Origin of the sequence: Sphingomonas sp. CBMAI 2297, assembly GCF_029870595.1 — a bacterium.
In the GTDB taxonomy this organism is placed as follows: Bacteria; Pseudomonadota; Alphaproteobacteria; order Sphingomonadales; family Sphingomonadaceae; genus Sphingomonas.
The window spans coordinates 1-14411 of record NZ_JAPDIR010000007.1; the positions used below are offsets into that span (position 1 = coordinate 1).

The window sequence follows — 14411 nt, forward strand, 5'->3', positions numbered from 1 at the left end:
GTTGGGGGTTGAGCGGGGCGGCGGGCTCCGATAATCGCGCCGCTTTCCCGACTCTATTCTCCAGGAGCTTCCACCTTGTCCGATTCGATTTCCGCCGAACAGCTGCGCCTCCTCATCGAGCGGATCGAGCGGCTCGAGGAAGAGAAGAAGGGCATCGCCGACGACATCAAGGACGTCTATGCCGAGGCCAAGTCGACCGGCTTCGACGTGAAGACGATGCGCTCGATCGTCCGCCTGCGGAAGATGGAGAAGCATCACCGCGACGAGGCGGAGATGCTGCTCGAGACCTACAAGCAGGCGCTGGGCATCTAAGCCGCCTTGTCGTCGCCCCGGCGAAAGCCGGGGCCTCGGGCGAAGGCGCGGGACGATAGCCGCACGAGATCCCGGCGCCGGCCGGGATGACGATATGGGGCAAGCATTGCCCATTCGCCCGTGCCTGGCCTAAAGCCGCGCGACCAGTTTCATACGAGAGCGCAATGGCAGGCCATTCCAAATTCAAGAACATCATGCACCGCAAGGGCGCGCAGGATAAGAAGCGCTCGAGCATGTTCTCCAAGCTCAGCCGCGAAATCACCGTCGCCGCGAAGATGGGCTTGCCCGATCCCGACATGAACCCGCGCCTGCGCGCCGCGATCGCCGCGGCCAAGGCGCAGTCGATGCCCAAGGACAATATCCAGCGCTCGATCGACAAGGCGAGCAAGGGCGACGGCGAGAATTACGAGGAGATCCGCTACGAGGGCTTCGGCCCGGGCGGCGTCTCGCTGATCATCGAGGCGCTGACCGACAATCGCAACCGCACCGCCACCAATGTGCGCACCGCGGTATCGAAGAATGGCGGCAATCTCGGCACCGCCGGCTCGGTGAGCCACGGTTTCGACCGGATGGGCCTGATCAACTATCCCGCCAAGGCCGGCGACGCCGAGAAAGTGTTCGAAGCCGCGCTCGAGGCAGGGGCCGAGGACGTGGCCAGCTCCGAGGAGGGCCATGAGATCTGGACGGCGCAGGACGCGCTCCACGAAGTCGCCCGCGCCCTGGAGCCGGTGCTCGGCGAGGCCGAGGGCGCCAAGCTCGCCTGGCGGCCCCAGACCATGGTCGATGTCGGCGAGGAGGACGCGGCCAAGCTGTTCAAGCTGATCGACGCGCTCGACGACGACGACGATGTCCAGACGGTGTGGGGCAATTACGAAGTCTCGGACGAAGTGATGGAGAAGCTGGGCTGAGCTTGATTCACGCGAAGGCGCGAAGCCGCGAAGATCATCGGTTCGCGCGGGGGCGCGGAGGCGCGGAGAGCGCTTGCCGCGCCAGCGGTCCCGAGATTCGCGACGGCGCCGCGCGGAGGGCGCACCGGGCTATTCCGGCGCTTCGCGCGTGTGCGTGCAGAATCCAATGATCATCCTCGGCCTCGATCCCGGCCTCGGCACCACCGGCTGGGGGCTGATCCGCGCCGAGGGCAATCGCCTGTCGCATCTCGCCAACGGACGGTTGAAGACCGATACCCAGGCGCCGCTCCCGCGCCGGCTCGCGCATCTCGACGCCATGCTCGCCGCGCTGATCGCCGATCACGGGCCGGAGGCGGCGGCGGTGGAAGAGGTGTTCGTCAATTCCAATGCCCAGTCGACGCTCAAGCTCGGCCAGGCGCGCGGGGTGGTGCTGTGCGCCGCCGCGCGGACCGGCATCGATGTCGGCGAATACAAGCCGAGCACGATCAAGAAATCGGTCGTCGGCGTCGGCAATGCCGACAAGGCGCAGGTCCATGCGATGGTGCAGGTGCTGCTGCCCGGGGTGAAGATCGCCGGGGCCGACGCGGCCGACGCGCTCGCCGTCGCCATCTGCCACGCCCACCATCTGGCGAGCGCGCGCTTCGGGCTGCGCTAGGCCGCCAGCGCCGGGGCCGGTCCGTCCTCGTCGTCGTTGGAGGCGCGCGCCACCAGCCGCGTCCGCCGCGTCCGCTTCGCGCGCCGGCCCATCGGCCGCCGCGCGGCGATCCAGTGCCGCACCGCGCCGAAGCGCAGCGTCGATGCCGCCATCGCCGCCACCAGGATCGTGTCGACCAGCGTGCCGATCTCGAACATCGTGATCCAGCCGGCGATCTCGGGCAGCGCCATGGCGAAGAGGCGAAGGCCCTCCTCCTCGAGGAACCAGAAGCAGAGCAGGCCGATCGCGCCGAGGATCATCCAGGCGACCACCGCCCCGCGCCGGATCCGCGCCAGCCGCGCCGCGGGCCATTCGACAAGGGCGCCACGCATCAGGCCCCCGGCCGGCGTATCGCCGGCGAGCAGCAGCGTCAGCCATAGTCCCAGAAGCGCGGCGATCATTCGATTCCCCCCGATGTCCTCGCCCTGCAGGTGGGAAGGCGGCGATCGTTCCGCCAGGGCTATTCGAAGATCGCCGCGGCCTCGTCGCCATCGAATGCGTTGCGCCTCAGCGCCCGCGCGCCGCGCAGGCCGTTGATCACGCCGATCGTCAGCACCGCGTTGATGACCAGGCCCATGATGTTGAGCGTGGCGAGCTTGCCGAGGAATTCGAGCACGAGCAGGAACGCCGCGACGCTGCACCAAGCCAGCCCGCGCCCCGCGCGCAGGCGGAAGCCCGCGACCGCGAAGAGCACCGTCTCGGCCGCGGCGACGCCGAGCACCATCGTCGCCGCCGGCGCGCCGGGCGTCCCCAGATACCAGCCCACGATCAGCAGTCCGAAGGCGCTCAGCGCCGCCGCGACGAAACAGGCATAGCCGCCCAGCTGCGCGGCGCCCAGCGCGCCGTCCTCCGTGGTCAGGTCCACCTTCCAGAACGCCATTTCGATTTCCCCCTGGCTTTGCCCCGGCGTCACGGTAGCACGACCCGGTCCGGCGTCGATGCCCGGCGGGGATGCGGTGATTTCGCTTCCCTCCCCCCGCTTGTTCCGTTTATGTACCGGGCATGCGCGCGCGCCTCCGCCCCTGCTACGCCTGCCCACCATTCGCCGGATGCCGCGTGCGGCGGGGAAATCGGGGAAGGCGCAGCCTGGACTTCGTAAACTTCCGCGCAGGGGATCGGCGATGATCGCGCACCTCAAGGGCCGGCTGGAAGCGACCGGGCTCGACCATGTCGTGATCGACGTGAACGGCGTCGGCTATCTCGCCGGTGCCTCGGGCCGGACGATCACTGCGCTGGGCGCCACCGGCGGGTCGGTCACCCTCCACACCGAGATGCTGGTGAGCGAGGATTCGATCCGGCTGATGGGCTTCGCCACCGCGAGCGAGCGCGACTGGTTCCGCCTGCTCACCAGCGTGCAGGGCGTCGGCGCCAAGGTGGCGCTGGCCATCCTTTCGATCCTGTCGCCCGAGGAAGTGCAGACCGCCGTGGCGCGCGCCGATTCGGCGATGATCGCGCGGGCGAACGGCGTCGGTCCCAAGCTGGCCCAGCGCATCGTCAACGAGCTCAAGGACAAGGCCGGTGGCGTGGCGCTCGGCGGCGGTGGCGGCCCGGGCGCCGCGGCGGCGGGCGGCGCGGCGCAGGATGCGATCTCGGCGATGCTCAACCTGGGCTTCAAGCCGGCCGAGGCGAGCGCCGCGGTCAATGCCGCCGCGGACGAGCTGGGTGCCGGCGCGACGCTGGATGCGCTGGTGCGGCTGGCGCTGCGCAAGGCGGCGAAGTGACGGTGCGCACCGCCGCCTGCCGCTGCGGCCAGCTCCGCGCCGAATGCGTGGGCGAGCCGGTGCGCATCTCGGTCTGCCATTGCCTGAACTGCAAGCAGCGCAGCGGATCGGCCTTCGCGGTGCAGGCGCGCTTTCCGGCGGGGCAGGTGACGATCACCGGCCGGTCGACCGAATGGATCGCGGCGTCGGAGAGTGGCGGGCCGCCGGCCGGCTTTCACTTCTGCCCGATCTGCGGCGGCAATGTCTGGTACGATGGCGGCGGCATCCCCGACACCATCGCGATTCCGGTGGGCGCCTTTGCCGATCCCGCCTTCCCCGCGCCCACCGTCTCGGTGTGGGGGGAGCGCCAATGCGCCTGGGTCGAGATCACCGGTGCGGTGGAACGGCATGACTGACTGCCCGGCGCTCCCGGCGCAGCGGCGTTACCAGCGGCCTGCCGGCGAAATGCGCGTCGAGATTGGCGAGCACCAGTTCGCGCATCGCGATACGGGCTTCCTCGGTCGCGCTGCCCTGATGGGGGGCGAGCACCACCTGGTCCATCGCGCGCAGCGCCTGGGGGACCTGCGGTTCCTCGGCGAAGACGTCAAGCCCGGCGCCGGCGATGCGGCCCGCGGCCAGCGCGGCGACCAGCGCGTCCTGATCGACCAGGCTGCCGCGGGCGATGTTGATCAGCACGCCGCCGGGGCCCAGCCGGTCGAGCACGGCGGCATCGACGATGCGCCGCGTCGCGGGCCCGCCGGTCGCGGCGAGGATCAGCACGTCGCTCGCTTCCGCCAGCGCGGCGATATCGGGCACGAAACGCCACGGCACCGGCTTTTCGGAGCGCGCGGCGTAGAGCAGCTCGCCGGCGAAGGGCGCGGCCCGCAGCGCGATCGCATGCCCGATCTGGCCGAGCCCGAAGATCCCGATGCGGCGCCCGCTGGCCCGCCGACCGAGCGGAGCGGTCCAGCCGCCCGCCCGCACCAGCGCGTCGTTCGCCGCGATGCGCCGCTGCACGGCCAGCATCAGCGCGATCGCCTGGTCGGCGACATCCTCGGTCAGGACGCCCGCCGTGGTGGTGATGCGGATGCCGCGCGCGTCGAGCGCGTCGAGATCGACCCGGTCATGGCCGACGCCGTGGATCGCGACGATCTCCAGCGCGGGGAGGCGGGCGAGCAGCGCGGCATCGATCTTCGCCATGCCGCCGCCCACCACCGCGCGGACGCCCGGCGGCGGATCGCCCTCGTGCAGGGTGAAGCGTTCGGCGAGCGCCGCGCGCAGCGGCGCGGAAATCGGCGTTGCGAGCAGCAGGTCCGGGCGCGCCATGCGCCCGGTCTAGCCGCGTCGCCGCGAGAGGAATAGGGCGGGGCCATGGAAATCGAAGTCAGCGCCGAGGCCAAGGACAAGTCGCTCAACCGGAACGTGGCGATCACGGTGGTGGTGCTGTCCGTGTTCATGGGGGTGTGCGGGATCAAGGACGGCAACATCGTCCAGGCGATGCAGCAGGCCCAGTCCGATTCGGTCGACAAGTGGAACCAGTATCAGGCGGCCAAGACCAAGCAGCATGTCGCCGAGGCGAGCCGGCTCCAGATCGCCCTGCTGGCCGATCCGAAGCGCGCGGCGCCGGTGCTCGCCGGGCTCGACCGCGACATCGCGAAGTATAAGGCGGAAGCGCCGGGCCTGGCCGCCGATGCGAAGGCGCGGAGCGATCTCTACGATGCGCTGAACGTGCATGACGACCAGTTCGACGCGAGCGACGCATCGGTCGCCACCGCCATCTCGGTCGCCGCCGTCGCTGCGCTGGTGGAGAGCGGCTGGCTGCTCTGGGTGGCCTGGGGCTTCGGCGCCTTCGGGCTGTTCATGGGGCTGTGCGGGTTCCTGGGCTGGAGCTTCCACCCGGCGCTGCTGAGCGGGTTGCTGGGATGAGCAAGGTCGATCATCCCTTCGTCCCCGGATGGCAGGGCGTGGCTGGCTGGACCGTTCCCGGCGAGCCGCCTTCGCCGTTCCTGTCGTTCGAGGCGGGCGACCTGGGCGCGCCCTTCCGCATCACGCATGGGCGCGACATGATGTTCGATCACGGCGAGCTCGTGCAGGACTATAATTTCCTCGATTATTTCTTTGGCGACCCTGCCGCGCCGGTGCGCGCGCGGCATTATCTGGGCGAGCGCAGCGTGGCCGCCTATCTTCCCGGCTTGCCGGAGGATGCGAACCTGGCGCAGGCGCGTGCAGCTTTCCCCGAAGATGTCCTGCGCTATCTCCAGCGGCGCTTCAATGCGGTCGAGGTGTTGACCGGCGAGGGATATTGCGAGCTTTGGGCGGCAGCATGACCGATTCCGATCGCCTCCTCTCCTCCGCCCGCCGCATCGACGATGTCGATGCCGCGCTGCGCCCCAAGAGCCTCGACGAATTTGTCGGCCAGCGGGCGGCGCGCGAGAATCTGCGCGTGTTCATCGATGCCGCCCGGTCGCGCGGCGAAGCGCTGGATCATGTGCTGTTCTTCGGCCCGCCGGGGCTGGGCAAGACCACGCTCGCCCAGATCATCGCGCGCGAGATGGGCGTGGGGTTCCGCGCCACTTCGGGCCCGGTGATCGCCAAGTCCGGCGATCTCGCCGCGCTGCTCACCAATCTCGAGGATGGCGACGTGCTGTTCATCGACGAGATCCACCGGCTGAATCCCGCGGTCGAGGAAGTGCTCTATCCGGCGATGGAGGATCGCGCGCTGGATCTCATGATCGGCGAGGGGCCGTCGGCGCGCAGCGTGCGGATCGACCTGCCACGCTTCACCCTGGTCGGCGCCACCACGCGGCAGGGGCTGCTCACCCAGCCGCTGCGCGACCGGTTCGGCATCCCGGTGCGCCTCAATTTCTATGCGGTGGACGAGCTGGAGCGCGTCGTCGCCCGCGCCGCCCGCCTGCTCGACCTGCACGTCGCGCCCGATGGCGCGCACGAGATCGCGCGGCGCTCGCGCGGCACGCCGCGCATCGCCGGGCGGCTGCTGCGCCGGGTGCGCGACTTCGCCAATGTGCTGGGCGAGGAGACGGTCCATGCCCGGGTGGCGGACCAGTCGCTCACCCGGCTCGAGGTCGATGCGCTGGGGCTGGACGCGATGGACCGGCGCTACCTCACCATGATCGCCGACATCTACAAGGGCGGCCCGGTGGGCGTGGAGACGCTGGCGGCGGGGCTTTCGGAGCCGCGCGACACGATCGAGGAAGTGATCGAGCCCTATCTGATCCAGATCGGGATGATCGCGCGCACGGCGCGGGGACGCTGCCTCAACGCGGCGGGATGGAAGCATCTGGGGCTCACGCCTCCGTCCACCGCGCAGGAAGGGCTGTTCGACTGAGGCAAGGGGTTCCCCCGGCGGAATCGCTGGGTTAGGTGGCCGGCCATGGACGCATCCTTTGCCCCTGGCCGCTTCGCGGGCCTCGAGCATCATTTCGTCCTGCGTGTCTATTTCGAGGACACCGATCTGAGCGGGGTGGTCTATCACGCCAACTATCTCCGGTTCATGGAGCGGGCCCGCTCGGATATGCTGGCGCTTGCCGGCATCGATCAGCGCGCGGCGCACGAAGCGGGCGAGGGCGCCTATGCGCTGCGCGAGGCGAACATCCGTTTCCGGGCGCCGGCGCGCCTGGGCGACGAACTGGTGGTGGTCAGCCGGCTGGTCCGGTTGCGCCCCGCCGCAGTGGACATTCATCAACGAGTCATGCGCGACGTTACCATAGTGGCCGAAGCGGAGATCGAGGCGGTGTTCGTCGCCCCGTCCGGCCGTCCGCGCCGCCAGCCGGCGGCGTGGATGGAACGTTTCGAACCGCTGCTCTTCAAGGGGACCTGAACCGATCATGGAATTCATCAGCACCGACGCCGCCACCATGTCGCCGATCGGCCTGTTCCTGCAGGCGGACTGGGTGGTGCGCGCCGTGATGCTCGGCCTGCTGCTCGCCTCGCTCTGGACCTGGGCGATCATCCTGTCGTTCGGCTTCAAGGTCGGCGCGGTGAAGAAGGCGATCGACCGGTTCGAGGCGGAATATCGCGAAGCCGACGATATCGACGAGTTCCATCGCCGCGCGGCCGGCCGCGACCAGCCGATCGCCCGCGTCTTCGCCGCCGGCGTCACCGAATGGCGACGCTCGACCAGCGGCAAGGCGATCGACCGCGAGGGCACCCGCGAGCGCCTGGCGACCGCGATGGGCGCCACGATCGCGCAGGAGGTCGACAAGCTTGCCGATCGCCTCAACTTCCTCGCCACGGTCGGCTCGGTCGCGCCGTTCGTCGGCCTGTTCGGCACGGTCTGGGGCATCATGCGCAGCTTCACCGGCATCGCCAAGGAGCAGAGCTCGTCGCTCGCCGTGGTGGCGCCGGGCATCGCCGAGGCGCTCTTCGCGACGGCGATCGGCCTGTTCGCCGCCATTCCCGCGGTGATCGCCTATAATCGCTATTCGCACGGCGTGAACCGGGTCGAGGCCCGGCTCAACCGCTTCGCCGACGGCTTCCATGCGACGCTGAGCCGCCGCCTGGAGATGGAGGCCTGATCCGATGGCGATGCACCTCCCCTCGAACAAGGGCCGCGGCCGCCGCCAGCCCATGGCGGAGATCAACGTCACGCCGCTGGTCGACGTGATGCTGGTGCTGCTGATCATCTTCATGGTCACGGCGCCGCTGCTCACTGCCGGCGTGCCGGTGAACCTGCCGGAGAGCCGCGCCAAGGCGCTCGACCAGGATCAGAAGCCCGTCCAGATCGCGATCGACGACAAGGGCCAGATCTTCGTCGACAACGAGCTGACATCGGATGACGCCCTGCCCGCCAGGCTCGCGGCGATCGCCGGCCGCGCGCCGGGTCCGGACGGCAAGCCGGCGGCGGTGTTCCTGCGCGCCGATCAGGGCCTGGGCTATGGCAAGGTCATGAAAGTGATGGGCGAGCTCAACCATGCCGGGCTCAACCGCGTCTCGCTGATCACCGATGCGAGCGCGAAGCCGTGATGGACAGGGGCGAGGGAGCAGGGCTGACGGTTGCGGTGATCGGGCATGTCGCGCTCTTCGGCATCCTGTCGGTCGGCTTCCTCGCCACCCCCAATCCCCTGAAGCTCAAGCCCGTGCCGATCGAAGTCGCGCTGGTCGATCAGGTCGCGCTGGAGAGCGCGTCGCCCAATCCGACCAGCGAAGCGCCGGCTCCCAAGCTCGCGCCGGTGGAAGCGCCGATCGAGCCGGACAGCGCGCCGCCCGAGCCCGCGCCCAATCCGCAGCCGATCGCCAAGCCGCAGCCGGCGCCGCCCAAGCCCGTGCCCGCGCCCGATGCGGTGAAGCCCGCGCCGAAGACGCCGCCCAAGGCCGCCCCGGCCCAGGCGCCCGCGCGTCCCCCCGCCCAGCGCCCGGTCGCGCCGACCGGGCGGCTCGACGGGCTGCTCAACGGCATCAACGACAAGCCGAGCAAGAGCGCATCCGTCGCGCCGCCGGCCGCGACCGCGGGCCCCGAGGTCAGGGCCGCGCTCAGCGCCGCCATCATCCGCCAGATCCGCCCCCACTGGGCTCCCCCCAGCGGCGCCGATTCGGACAAGCTGCGCACCAAGGTGACCGTCAGGCTCAACCAGGACGGCACGCTCGCCAGCGAGCCGCAAGTGACGCAGACCGGCATCACCGACAGCAACCGCGCCCAGGCCGATCTCGCCAAGGATCGCGCGATCCGCGCGGTGAAGCTCGCCGCTCCCTTCAAGCTGCCCGCGCAATTCTATGATGCGTGGAAAGTCATCGCCCCGGTTTTGTACGAGGATCTGTGAAGATGAAATTTGCCCATCTGACGATCGCGGCCCTGCTGGCGAGCACTGCCGCCACCGTCGCGCAGGCGCAGGACGTGCCGGCGCCCGCTCCGCAGCAACAGGCGCAGCCGCAGCCGCAGGACCAGCCGCTCAGCGTCGACGTGACTAACACCGCCGCCAAGGACCTCGTCATCGCGATTCCGGCGATGCCCACCTCGGAGAGCGTCTCCACCCCGGCCGGCCCGACCGACCAGCTCGGCGCCAAGCTCGCCCAGGTGGTCGAGGACGATCTGCGCAACACCGGCCTGTTCAAGACGCGCGGCCCCTCGGCCAGCCGCGGCATCGCCTATAGCGAAGTGACCGCGCCCAATTACGGCAGCTGGAACGGCAACCAGGCGATCATCCAGGGCTATGTCCGCGCCAATGGCAATGGCTCGCTCACCGTGGGCTGCTATCTCTACGACGTGCTGCTGCAGAGCGAGCTGGTCCGCCAGGGCTTCGTCGTCTCGCCGGCCGACTGGCGCCGCGCCGCGCACAAATGCGCCGACGCCGTCTATTCGAAGCTCACCGGCGAGGGGCCGTATTTCGACAGCCAGGTGGTCTATGTCGCGGAGACCGGCCCCAAGAACAAGCGCCGCAAGCAGCTGGCGATCATGGACCAGGACGGCGCCAACCACCGCTTCCTGACCAACGGCCAGTCGATCGTGCTCACGCCGCGCATGAGCCCGAAGCAGAACGCGATCGTCTATATGAGCTACACGCAGCGCAAGCCGGCCATCTATGTCTACGACATGGGAACCCGCGAGAACCGGCTGCTCGTCTCCAATGTCAGCCTCAGCTTCGCGCCGCGCTTCTCGCCCGACGGGCGCTTCGTGCTGTTCTCGATGGCGCAGGCCGGCAATACCGATATCTACCGCATCGCATCGGCCGGCGGCGAGCCGCAGCGGCTGACCAACTCGCCGGGCATCGACACCGGCGGCAGCTATTCGCCCGACGGATCGAAGATCGTGTTCGAGAGCGATCGCAGCGGCACGCAGCAGCTCTATGTGATGAACGCCGACGGCTCGAACCAGCACCGGATCAGCTTCGGCGGCGGGCGCTACGCCACGCCGGTGTGGAGCCCGCGCGGCGATCTGATCGCCTTCACCCGCACCGGCGGCGGCGCGTTCCGCATCGGAGTCATGAACCCGGGCGGCGGCGGCGAGAAGCTGCTCACCAACAGCTGGGGCGACGAGGCGCCGAGCTGGTCGCCCAACGGCCGGGTGCTGATGTTCTTCCGCTCGGCCCAGGGCTCGGGCCGCCCGGACCTGTGGTCGGTGGACCTCACCGGCACCAATGCGCGGCGGATTCCGACGCCGCTCGATGGGTCGGATCCCAGTTGGGGACCGATTCGTCCCTGAAACGTAACGGCATTCGTGCTAAGGCCCTGGCAAGCGGACCGGGTGCGCTGAGAAAAGGAGAAAAGACCATGTCCAAGATCACGACCGGCCTGGTGCTCGGCATCGCGCTGATCGCCACCGCGGGCTGTGCCAAGAAGCGCGACGCGACCACGATTCCGCCCGCGCCGTCGGAAACCGGCCCGGTCAATCCGGGCGAGGGCGACAGCGACACGGTCGCGGCACCGATCAACGAGCAGTTCCGCCGCGAAGTGTCGAGCGACACCGTGCATTTCGCGTTCGACCAATATGACATCGATCCCGAGGCGCGCGCGATCCTGGACAGCCAGGCGCAGTGGCTGACGAGCCATCCCAACACCCGGATCACGATCGAGGGGCATTGCGACGAGCGCGGCACGCGCGAGTATAATCTCGCGCTGGGCGATCGCCGCGCCAATGCCGCCAAGAACTATCTGGCCTCGCGCGGCATCTCGCCGGCGCGGATCACCACGATCAGCTATGGCAAGGAGCGCCCGATCGCGCTGGGCTCTGACGATGCCAGCTGGGCGCAGAACCGCCGCGCGGTGACGATCGTCATCAGCTAGGGCGCTCGCGCTTTGGAAAAGGGGCCGCCGGGGGAAACTCCGGCGGCCTCTTCGTGCCTGGGGCGAGAACCCGAACAAGTATCTGATTCTCCGCCGTCATCCCGGCGCAAGGCCGGGGTTATGAGGCCCCAACCTAGCGCGGGTCCGTGCGCGGCAGCGCCAGGGCCGGGCCCTCGCCCTTGGCGAAATAGTCGAGCCGGATCACCTTGCCCCCGGCATCGCGGACCGGGGTGAAATAGCTGATCTCGTCGGGCACGAAGCGGATATCGCCCCGCGCATCGAGCATGACCGGGATCGCCGCGCGTCCGGCGCGGGCGATGGTGAGCCGGCCCCCGGCAATCGCGAGCGTGCGCATCGTCGCCGGATCGCTGCCATAGACCCCTGGCAGCGCGGCCGCTTCCGGGGGCAGCGCCCGTTCGGAGAGCGGCAGCGGATAGGGCTTGCCGAGGGCGATCGCCGCCATGCGCCGCGCCAGCGTCTGCGCATCGAACGCGTCGTTATTTGCGAGCACGACGATCACCGTGTCCGACGCCGGGAGATAGAGCAGCGCGGATGCGAAGCCGTCGATCTGGCCGGTGTGCCCGATCGCCGTCTGCCCGCGGACCTGCCAGACATAGAGGCCCAGCCCGTAGCGTTCCTGCAGCGGCACGCCGGCAAGCGCGGGCCGTGCCATCTGGGCGAATCCGGCCGCGCTCACCACCCGGCCATGCGCCAGCGCCCGCATCCAGCGCATCAGGTCCGCCGCCGAGGATCGCAGCGATCCCGCGGTCTTGGGGAGCGACATGTTGAACGCCGCGGCGTTGCGGAGCTGCCCATCGGCCAGCGTATATCCCGCCACTCGCCGCGCCACGATCGCGTCCCGGCGGTCATAGGCGGTGTCGGCGAGCCCCAGCGGCGCGAACAGGCGGGTGCGCATCGCCTCGTCCCAGGATTGGCCGGTCACCTTCTCGATCACTGCGCCCAGCAGCATATAGCCCGAATTGGAATAGCGCTGCTCGGTGCCCGGCGCGAAGCGCAACGGCCGCGCCGCGATCCGCGCGACCTGCTGCGCCAGCGGGACCTCGCCCGGGCCGAAGGGCGGCTGCGGCGTGGCGTCATTCTCCGCGATCCCGGCGGTGTGGCTCAGCAGCTGGCGCAGCGTGATGCGCGGATCGAGCGGCAGCTCGGGCAGGTAGCGGGCCGCCGGCGCGTCCAGCGCCACCTCGCCGCGCTCGGCCATCTGCACGATCAGCGCGGCGGTGAAGCTCTTGGTGATCGAGGCTATCCGGAAGATCTGGTCCGGCGCCATCGGCACGCCGAGCTCGGCCTCGGCCATGCCCCGCGTCCGCCGGTAGAGGATCGTGTCGCCGCGCGCGATCAGGACGGTGGCGCCCGAGCCGCCGGAGGGGACGGCGGCGGCCAGCGCGGCATCCGCCTCGCCCGCGATCGCCGCGGCGGCGACGGGCCGTGCCGAGACCGGCGCGGCCGGGGGCAGCAGGGCCACGCACAGGGCAAGCAGGAGCGGTCGCATCGATGTCCCCCCGGATCGAGATCGGCCGATCGTCGCGCAGCCCGAATGAGCCCCAGCTGAACGGCCGGCGATTCCGCCTTGCGGCCTCTCTCGAATCGATATAAATACGATATCATAATTTCGGGAGGTAATGATGACCGACGTTCGTAGCGCCACCCCGGCACTGCGCCAGAGCAGCGAGAAGTCCGCGATCACCATGAGCGGCTATGGCATGCTCCTCGTGTTGCTGGTCGCGCTGGCTGCCACGGTGGGGGCGCTCACCCAGATCGACCGGATGGCGGACTGGATCGTGATTTCCTGGCTGCTCGCCTCGATCCTGATCGAGCTGTTCGTGCTTTGCGGCTTCTATCTGCTCCAGCCCAACCAGGCGGCGGTGATCACGCTGTTCGGCGACTATCGGGGCACGGACCGTACCACGGGCCTGCGCTGGACCTGGCCGTGGATGATCAAGAAGAAGGTCTCGGTGCGGGCCAACAACATCATTTCCGAGCGGATCAAGGTGAACGACCTGCGCGGCAATCCGATCGAGATGGCGGCGCAGGTGGTGTGGCGCGTGACCGACACGGCGCAGGCGCTGTTCGACGTCGACGACTATAAGGCGTTCGTGAACGTCCAGATCGAGGCGGCGGTGCGCACGATCGGCTCGCGCTATCCCTATGACGATTTCGAGCATCAGGAAGTCACGCTGCGCGGCAATCACGACCAGGTCGGCTCGGAGCTGCGCGAGGAGCTGATCGCCCGGCTGCGCGTCGCTGGCATCACGGTCGACGAATGCGGCTTCACTCACCTGGCCTATGCGCAGGAGATCGCCGGCGCGATGCTCCGTCGCCAGCAGGCGCAGGCGGTGGTCGCTGCCCGCCAGACCTTGGTCGAGGGCGCGGTCGGCATGGTCGAGATGGCGCTCGCCCAGCTCTCCGCCAAGCAGGTGGTCGATCTCGACGACGAACGCCGCGCCGCGATGGTCTCGAACCTGATGGTGGTGCTGTGCGGCGAGCGCGACACCCAGCCGGTGGTCAACACGGGCTCGCTCTATCAGTGATGCGCAAGGCGTAGCCCGTGTCCCAGCCGCCGCAGAAGAAAGCCTTTCCGCTGCGCCTCGATCCCGCCCTGTACGCGGCGATCGAGCGCTCGGCGGCGAGCGACCTGAGGAGCGTCAATGCCCAGGTCGAGTGCCTGTTGCGCGAGGCGCTGGCGCGGCGCGGGGTGAAGCTGGCGGAACCGGTGCGCCCCAAGCGCGGGCGGCCCCCCAAGGCGAGGGAGGAATAGCATGGCCGCGCGGCCGCAACGTGCCGATGCCTGGTTCGTGCGCACCCGCCGGGGCATCAGCTACAACATCATGCCGTGCACGCGGCAGGGCTGGGCGGTGACCGCTGCCTATTGCCTGTTCGTGCTGCTGATTGCGCCGGTCATCGATCCGTCCAGTCCGGTCCATGTCGCGGCCTGGCTGATCCTCCTTCTCGCCGCCACCTTGTTGTTCGCCCTTGTCGCCTGGCGCACCTCGTCGCCCGCGATCGACGATAGCCAGAAAGGAAGTGACTGATGTTCCTTGC

The 14411-nt window shown here is 69.4% G+C and carries 21 protein-coding genes; 17 read left to right on the top strand and 4 right to left on the bottom strand.

The features are described 5' to 3' along the window. The first annotated feature begins 75 nt into the window (after positions 1-75). From OMP43_RS11215 to ruvC, 3 genes are all read left to right on the top strand, one after another. A complete protein-coding gene (locus OMP43_RS11215) occupies positions 76-312 on the top strand; it encodes a DUF2312 domain-containing protein (RefSeq protein ID WP_280279808.1) in 237 nt (78 codons plus the stop codon). 164 nt (positions 313-476) lie between these two features. Continuing rightward, complete coding sequence (locus OMP43_RS11220; RefSeq protein ID WP_280279809.1) at positions 477-1220, top strand: YebC/PmpR family DNA-binding transcriptional regulator; 744 nt, start codon at positions 477-479, stop codon at positions 1218-1220. A gap of 166 nt (positions 1221-1386) precedes the next feature. After that, a complete protein-coding gene (gene ruvC / locus OMP43_RS11225; RefSeq protein ID WP_280279810.1) occupies positions 1387-1875 on the top strand; it encodes a crossover junction endodeoxyribonuclease RuvC in 489 nt (162 codons plus the stop codon). Here the strand turns inward: ruvC and OMP43_RS11230 are convergent. After that, positions 1872-2315, bottom strand: coding sequence for a hypothetical protein (locus tag OMP43_RS11230; RefSeq protein WP_280279811.1), 444 nt, complete (start codon positions 2313-2315; stop codon positions 1872-1874). The two genes, ruvC and OMP43_RS11230, sit on opposite strands and share 4 nt — an antisense overlap. A 59-nt stretch (positions 2316-2374) precedes the next feature. After that, entirely contained in the window at positions 2375-2794 is a 420-nt protein-coding gene (locus tag OMP43_RS11235; RefSeq protein ID WP_280279812.1) for a hypothetical protein, read from the bottom strand. A 241-nt stretch (positions 2795-3035) separates the two neighbouring features. Here OMP43_RS11235 and ruvA point away from each other — a divergent pair, with 241 nt between their 5' ends. Next, positions 3036-3635, top strand: coding sequence for a Holliday junction branch migration protein RuvA (gene ruvA / locus OMP43_RS11240; RefSeq protein WP_280279813.1), 600 nt, complete (start codon positions 3036-3038; stop codon positions 3633-3635). Further along, the gene (locus OMP43_RS11245; RefSeq protein ID WP_280279814.1) at positions 3632-4030 is read left to right on the top strand and encodes a GFA family protein; all 399 of its coding nucleotides are present in this window, start codon (positions 3632-3634) and stop codon (positions 4028-4030) included. The genes ruvA and OMP43_RS11245 overlap by 4 nt, the downstream gene beginning before the upstream one ends. Here OMP43_RS11245 and OMP43_RS11250 read toward each other — a convergent pair. Beyond that, entirely contained in the window at positions 4002-4940 is a 939-nt protein-coding gene (locus tag OMP43_RS11250; protein ID WP_280279815.1) for a 2-hydroxyacid dehydrogenase, read from the bottom strand. The two genes, OMP43_RS11245 and OMP43_RS11250, sit on opposite strands and share 29 nt — an antisense overlap. 45 nt (positions 4941-4985) lie before the next feature. Between OMP43_RS11250 and OMP43_RS11255 the strand changes: the two genes are divergently transcribed. The 9 genes from OMP43_RS11255 (at position 4986) to pal (ending at position 11351) form a co-directional block, all read left to right on the top strand. Further along, positions 4986-5540, top strand: coding sequence for a DUF4337 domain-containing protein (locus OMP43_RS11255; protein ID WP_280279816.1), 555 nt, complete (start codon positions 4986-4988; stop codon positions 5538-5540). Beyond that, positions 5537-5941: a hypothetical protein gene (locus tag OMP43_RS11260; protein ID WP_280279817.1), complete on the top strand. Its 405-nt coding sequence runs from the start codon at positions 5537-5539 to the stop codon at positions 5939-5941. The genes OMP43_RS11255 and OMP43_RS11260 overlap by 4 nt, the downstream gene beginning before the upstream one ends. Then, the gene (gene ruvB / locus OMP43_RS11265) at positions 5938-6960 is read left to right on the top strand and encodes a Holliday junction branch migration DNA helicase RuvB (protein WP_167301221.1); all 1023 of its coding nucleotides are present in this window, start codon (positions 5938-5940) and stop codon (positions 6958-6960) included. The genes OMP43_RS11260 and ruvB overlap by 4 nt, the downstream gene beginning before the upstream one ends. Before the next feature lie 45 nt (positions 6961-7005). Continuing rightward, a complete protein-coding gene (locus OMP43_RS11270; RefSeq protein ID WP_280279818.1) occupies positions 7006-7452 on the top strand; it encodes a YbgC/FadM family acyl-CoA thioesterase in 447 nt (148 codons plus the stop codon). 7 nt (positions 7453-7459) lie between these two features. Then, positions 7460-8149 (top strand): protein TolQ, encoded by a 690-nt coding sequence (gene tolQ, locus OMP43_RS11275; RefSeq protein WP_280279819.1) that lies wholly within the window; start codon positions 7460-7462, stop codon positions 8147-8149. A 4-nt stretch (positions 8150-8153) separates the two neighbouring features. Next, entirely contained in the window at positions 8154-8597 is a 444-nt protein-coding gene (gene tolR, locus OMP43_RS11280) for a protein TolR (protein ID WP_280279820.1), read from the top strand. After that, entirely contained in the window at positions 8597-9391 is a 795-nt protein-coding gene (locus OMP43_RS11285; RefSeq protein WP_280279821.1) for a TonB C-terminal domain-containing protein, read from the top strand. The genes tolR and OMP43_RS11285 overlap by 1 nt, the downstream gene beginning before the upstream one ends. Before the next feature lie 2 nt (positions 9392-9393). Further along, complete coding sequence (gene tolB, locus OMP43_RS11290; protein WP_280279822.1) at positions 9394-10770, top strand: Tol-Pal system beta propeller repeat protein TolB; 1377 nt, start codon at positions 9394-9396, stop codon at positions 10768-10770. Between the two features lie 68 nt (positions 10771-10838). Then, positions 10839-11351 (top strand): peptidoglycan-associated lipoprotein Pal, encoded by a 513-nt coding sequence (gene pal / locus OMP43_RS11295; protein ID WP_280279823.1) that lies wholly within the window; start codon positions 10839-10841, stop codon positions 11349-11351. Between the two features lie 133 nt (positions 11352-11484). Here the strand turns inward: pal and OMP43_RS11300 are convergent, their stop codons facing one another. Beyond that, entirely contained in the window at positions 11485-12861 is a 1377-nt protein-coding gene (locus tag OMP43_RS11300) for a serine hydrolase domain-containing protein (protein WP_280279824.1), read from the bottom strand. A gap of 133 nt (positions 12862-12994) precedes the next feature. Here OMP43_RS11300 and OMP43_RS11305 point away from each other — a divergent pair, with 133 nt between their 5' ends. Genes OMP43_RS11305 through OMP43_RS11315 form a run of 3 tightly spaced genes read left to right on the top strand, consistent with a single transcriptional unit; the run spans position 12995 to position 14401 of the window. Beyond that, positions 12995-13900, top strand: coding sequence for an SPFH domain-containing protein (locus tag OMP43_RS11305; RefSeq protein WP_280279825.1), 906 nt, complete (start codon positions 12995-12997; stop codon positions 13898-13900). Between the two features lie 17 nt (positions 13901-13917). Further along, positions 13918-14127, top strand: a complete 210-nt coding sequence (locus OMP43_RS11310) for a toxin-antitoxin system HicB family antitoxin (protein WP_280279826.1) — start codon at positions 13918-13920, stop codon at positions 14125-14127. Between the two features lies 1 nt (position 14128). Further along, positions 14129-14401, top strand: coding sequence for a hypothetical protein (locus tag OMP43_RS11315; protein WP_280279827.1), 273 nt, complete (start codon positions 14129-14131; stop codon positions 14399-14401). Positions 14402-14411: the final 10 nt, after the last annotated feature.

Coding starts and splice junctions, on each gene's coding strand:
- OMP43_RS11230 (WP_280279811.1), bottom strand. CDS start 2,315: ATGATCGCCGCGCTTCTGGGACTATGGCTGACGCTGCTGCTCGCCGGC.
- OMP43_RS11270 (WP_280279818.1), top strand. CDS start 7,006: ATGGACGCATCCTTTGCCCCTGGCCGCTTCGCGGGCCTCGAGCATCAT.
- OMP43_RS11300 (WP_280279824.1), bottom strand. CDS start 12,861: ATGCGACCGCTCCTGCTTGCCCTGTGCGTGGCCCTGCTGCCCCCGGCC.
- OMP43_RS11235 (WP_280279812.1), bottom strand. CDS start 2,794: ATGGCGTTCTGGAAGGTGGACCTGACCACGGAGGACGGCGCGCTGGGC.
- OMP43_RS11260 (WP_280279817.1), top strand. CDS start 5,537: ATGAGCAAGGTCGATCATCCCTTCGTCCCCGGATGGCAGGGCGTGGCT.
- tolQ (WP_280279819.1), top strand. CDS start 7,460: ATGGAATTCATCAGCACCGACGCCGCCACCATGTCGCCGATCGGCCTG.
- OMP43_RS11255 (WP_280279816.1), top strand. CDS start 4,986: ATGGAAATCGAAGTCAGCGCCGAGGCCAAGGACAAGTCGCTCAACCGG.
- OMP43_RS11315 (WP_280279827.1), top strand. CDS start 14,129: ATGGCCGCGCGGCCGCAACGTGCCGATGCCTGGTTCGTGCGCACCCGC.
- OMP43_RS11305 (WP_280279825.1), top strand. CDS start 12,995: ATGACCGACGTTCGTAGCGCCACCCCGGCACTGCGCCAGAGCAGCGAG.
- ruvB (WP_167301221.1), top strand. CDS start 5,938: ATGACCGATTCCGATCGCCTCCTCTCCTCCGCCCGCCGCATCGACGAT.
- OMP43_RS11220 (WP_280279809.1), top strand. CDS start 477: ATGGCAGGCCATTCCAAATTCAAGAACATCATGCACCGCAAGGGCGCG.
- OMP43_RS11250 (WP_280279815.1), bottom strand. CDS start 4,940: ATGGCGCGCCCGGACCTGCTGCTCGCAACGCCGATTTCCGCGCCGCTG.
- OMP43_RS11285 (WP_280279821.1), top strand. CDS start 8,597: ATGGACAGGGGCGAGGGAGCAGGGCTGACGGTTGCGGTGATCGGGCAT.
- pal (WP_280279823.1), top strand. CDS start 10,839: ATGTCCAAGATCACGACCGGCCTGGTGCTCGGCATCGCGCTGATCGCC.
- tolR (WP_280279820.1), top strand. CDS start 8,154: ATGGCGATGCACCTCCCCTCGAACAAGGGCCGCGGCCGCCGCCAGCCC.
- ruvA (WP_280279813.1), top strand. CDS start 3,036: ATGATCGCGCACCTCAAGGGCCGGCTGGAAGCGACCGGGCTCGACCAT.
- tolB (WP_280279822.1), top strand. CDS start 9,394: ATGAAATTTGCCCATCTGACGATCGCGGCCCTGCTGGCGAGCACTGCC.
- ruvC (WP_280279810.1), top strand. CDS start 1,387: ATGATCATCCTCGGCCTCGATCCCGGCCTCGGCACCACCGGCTGGGGG.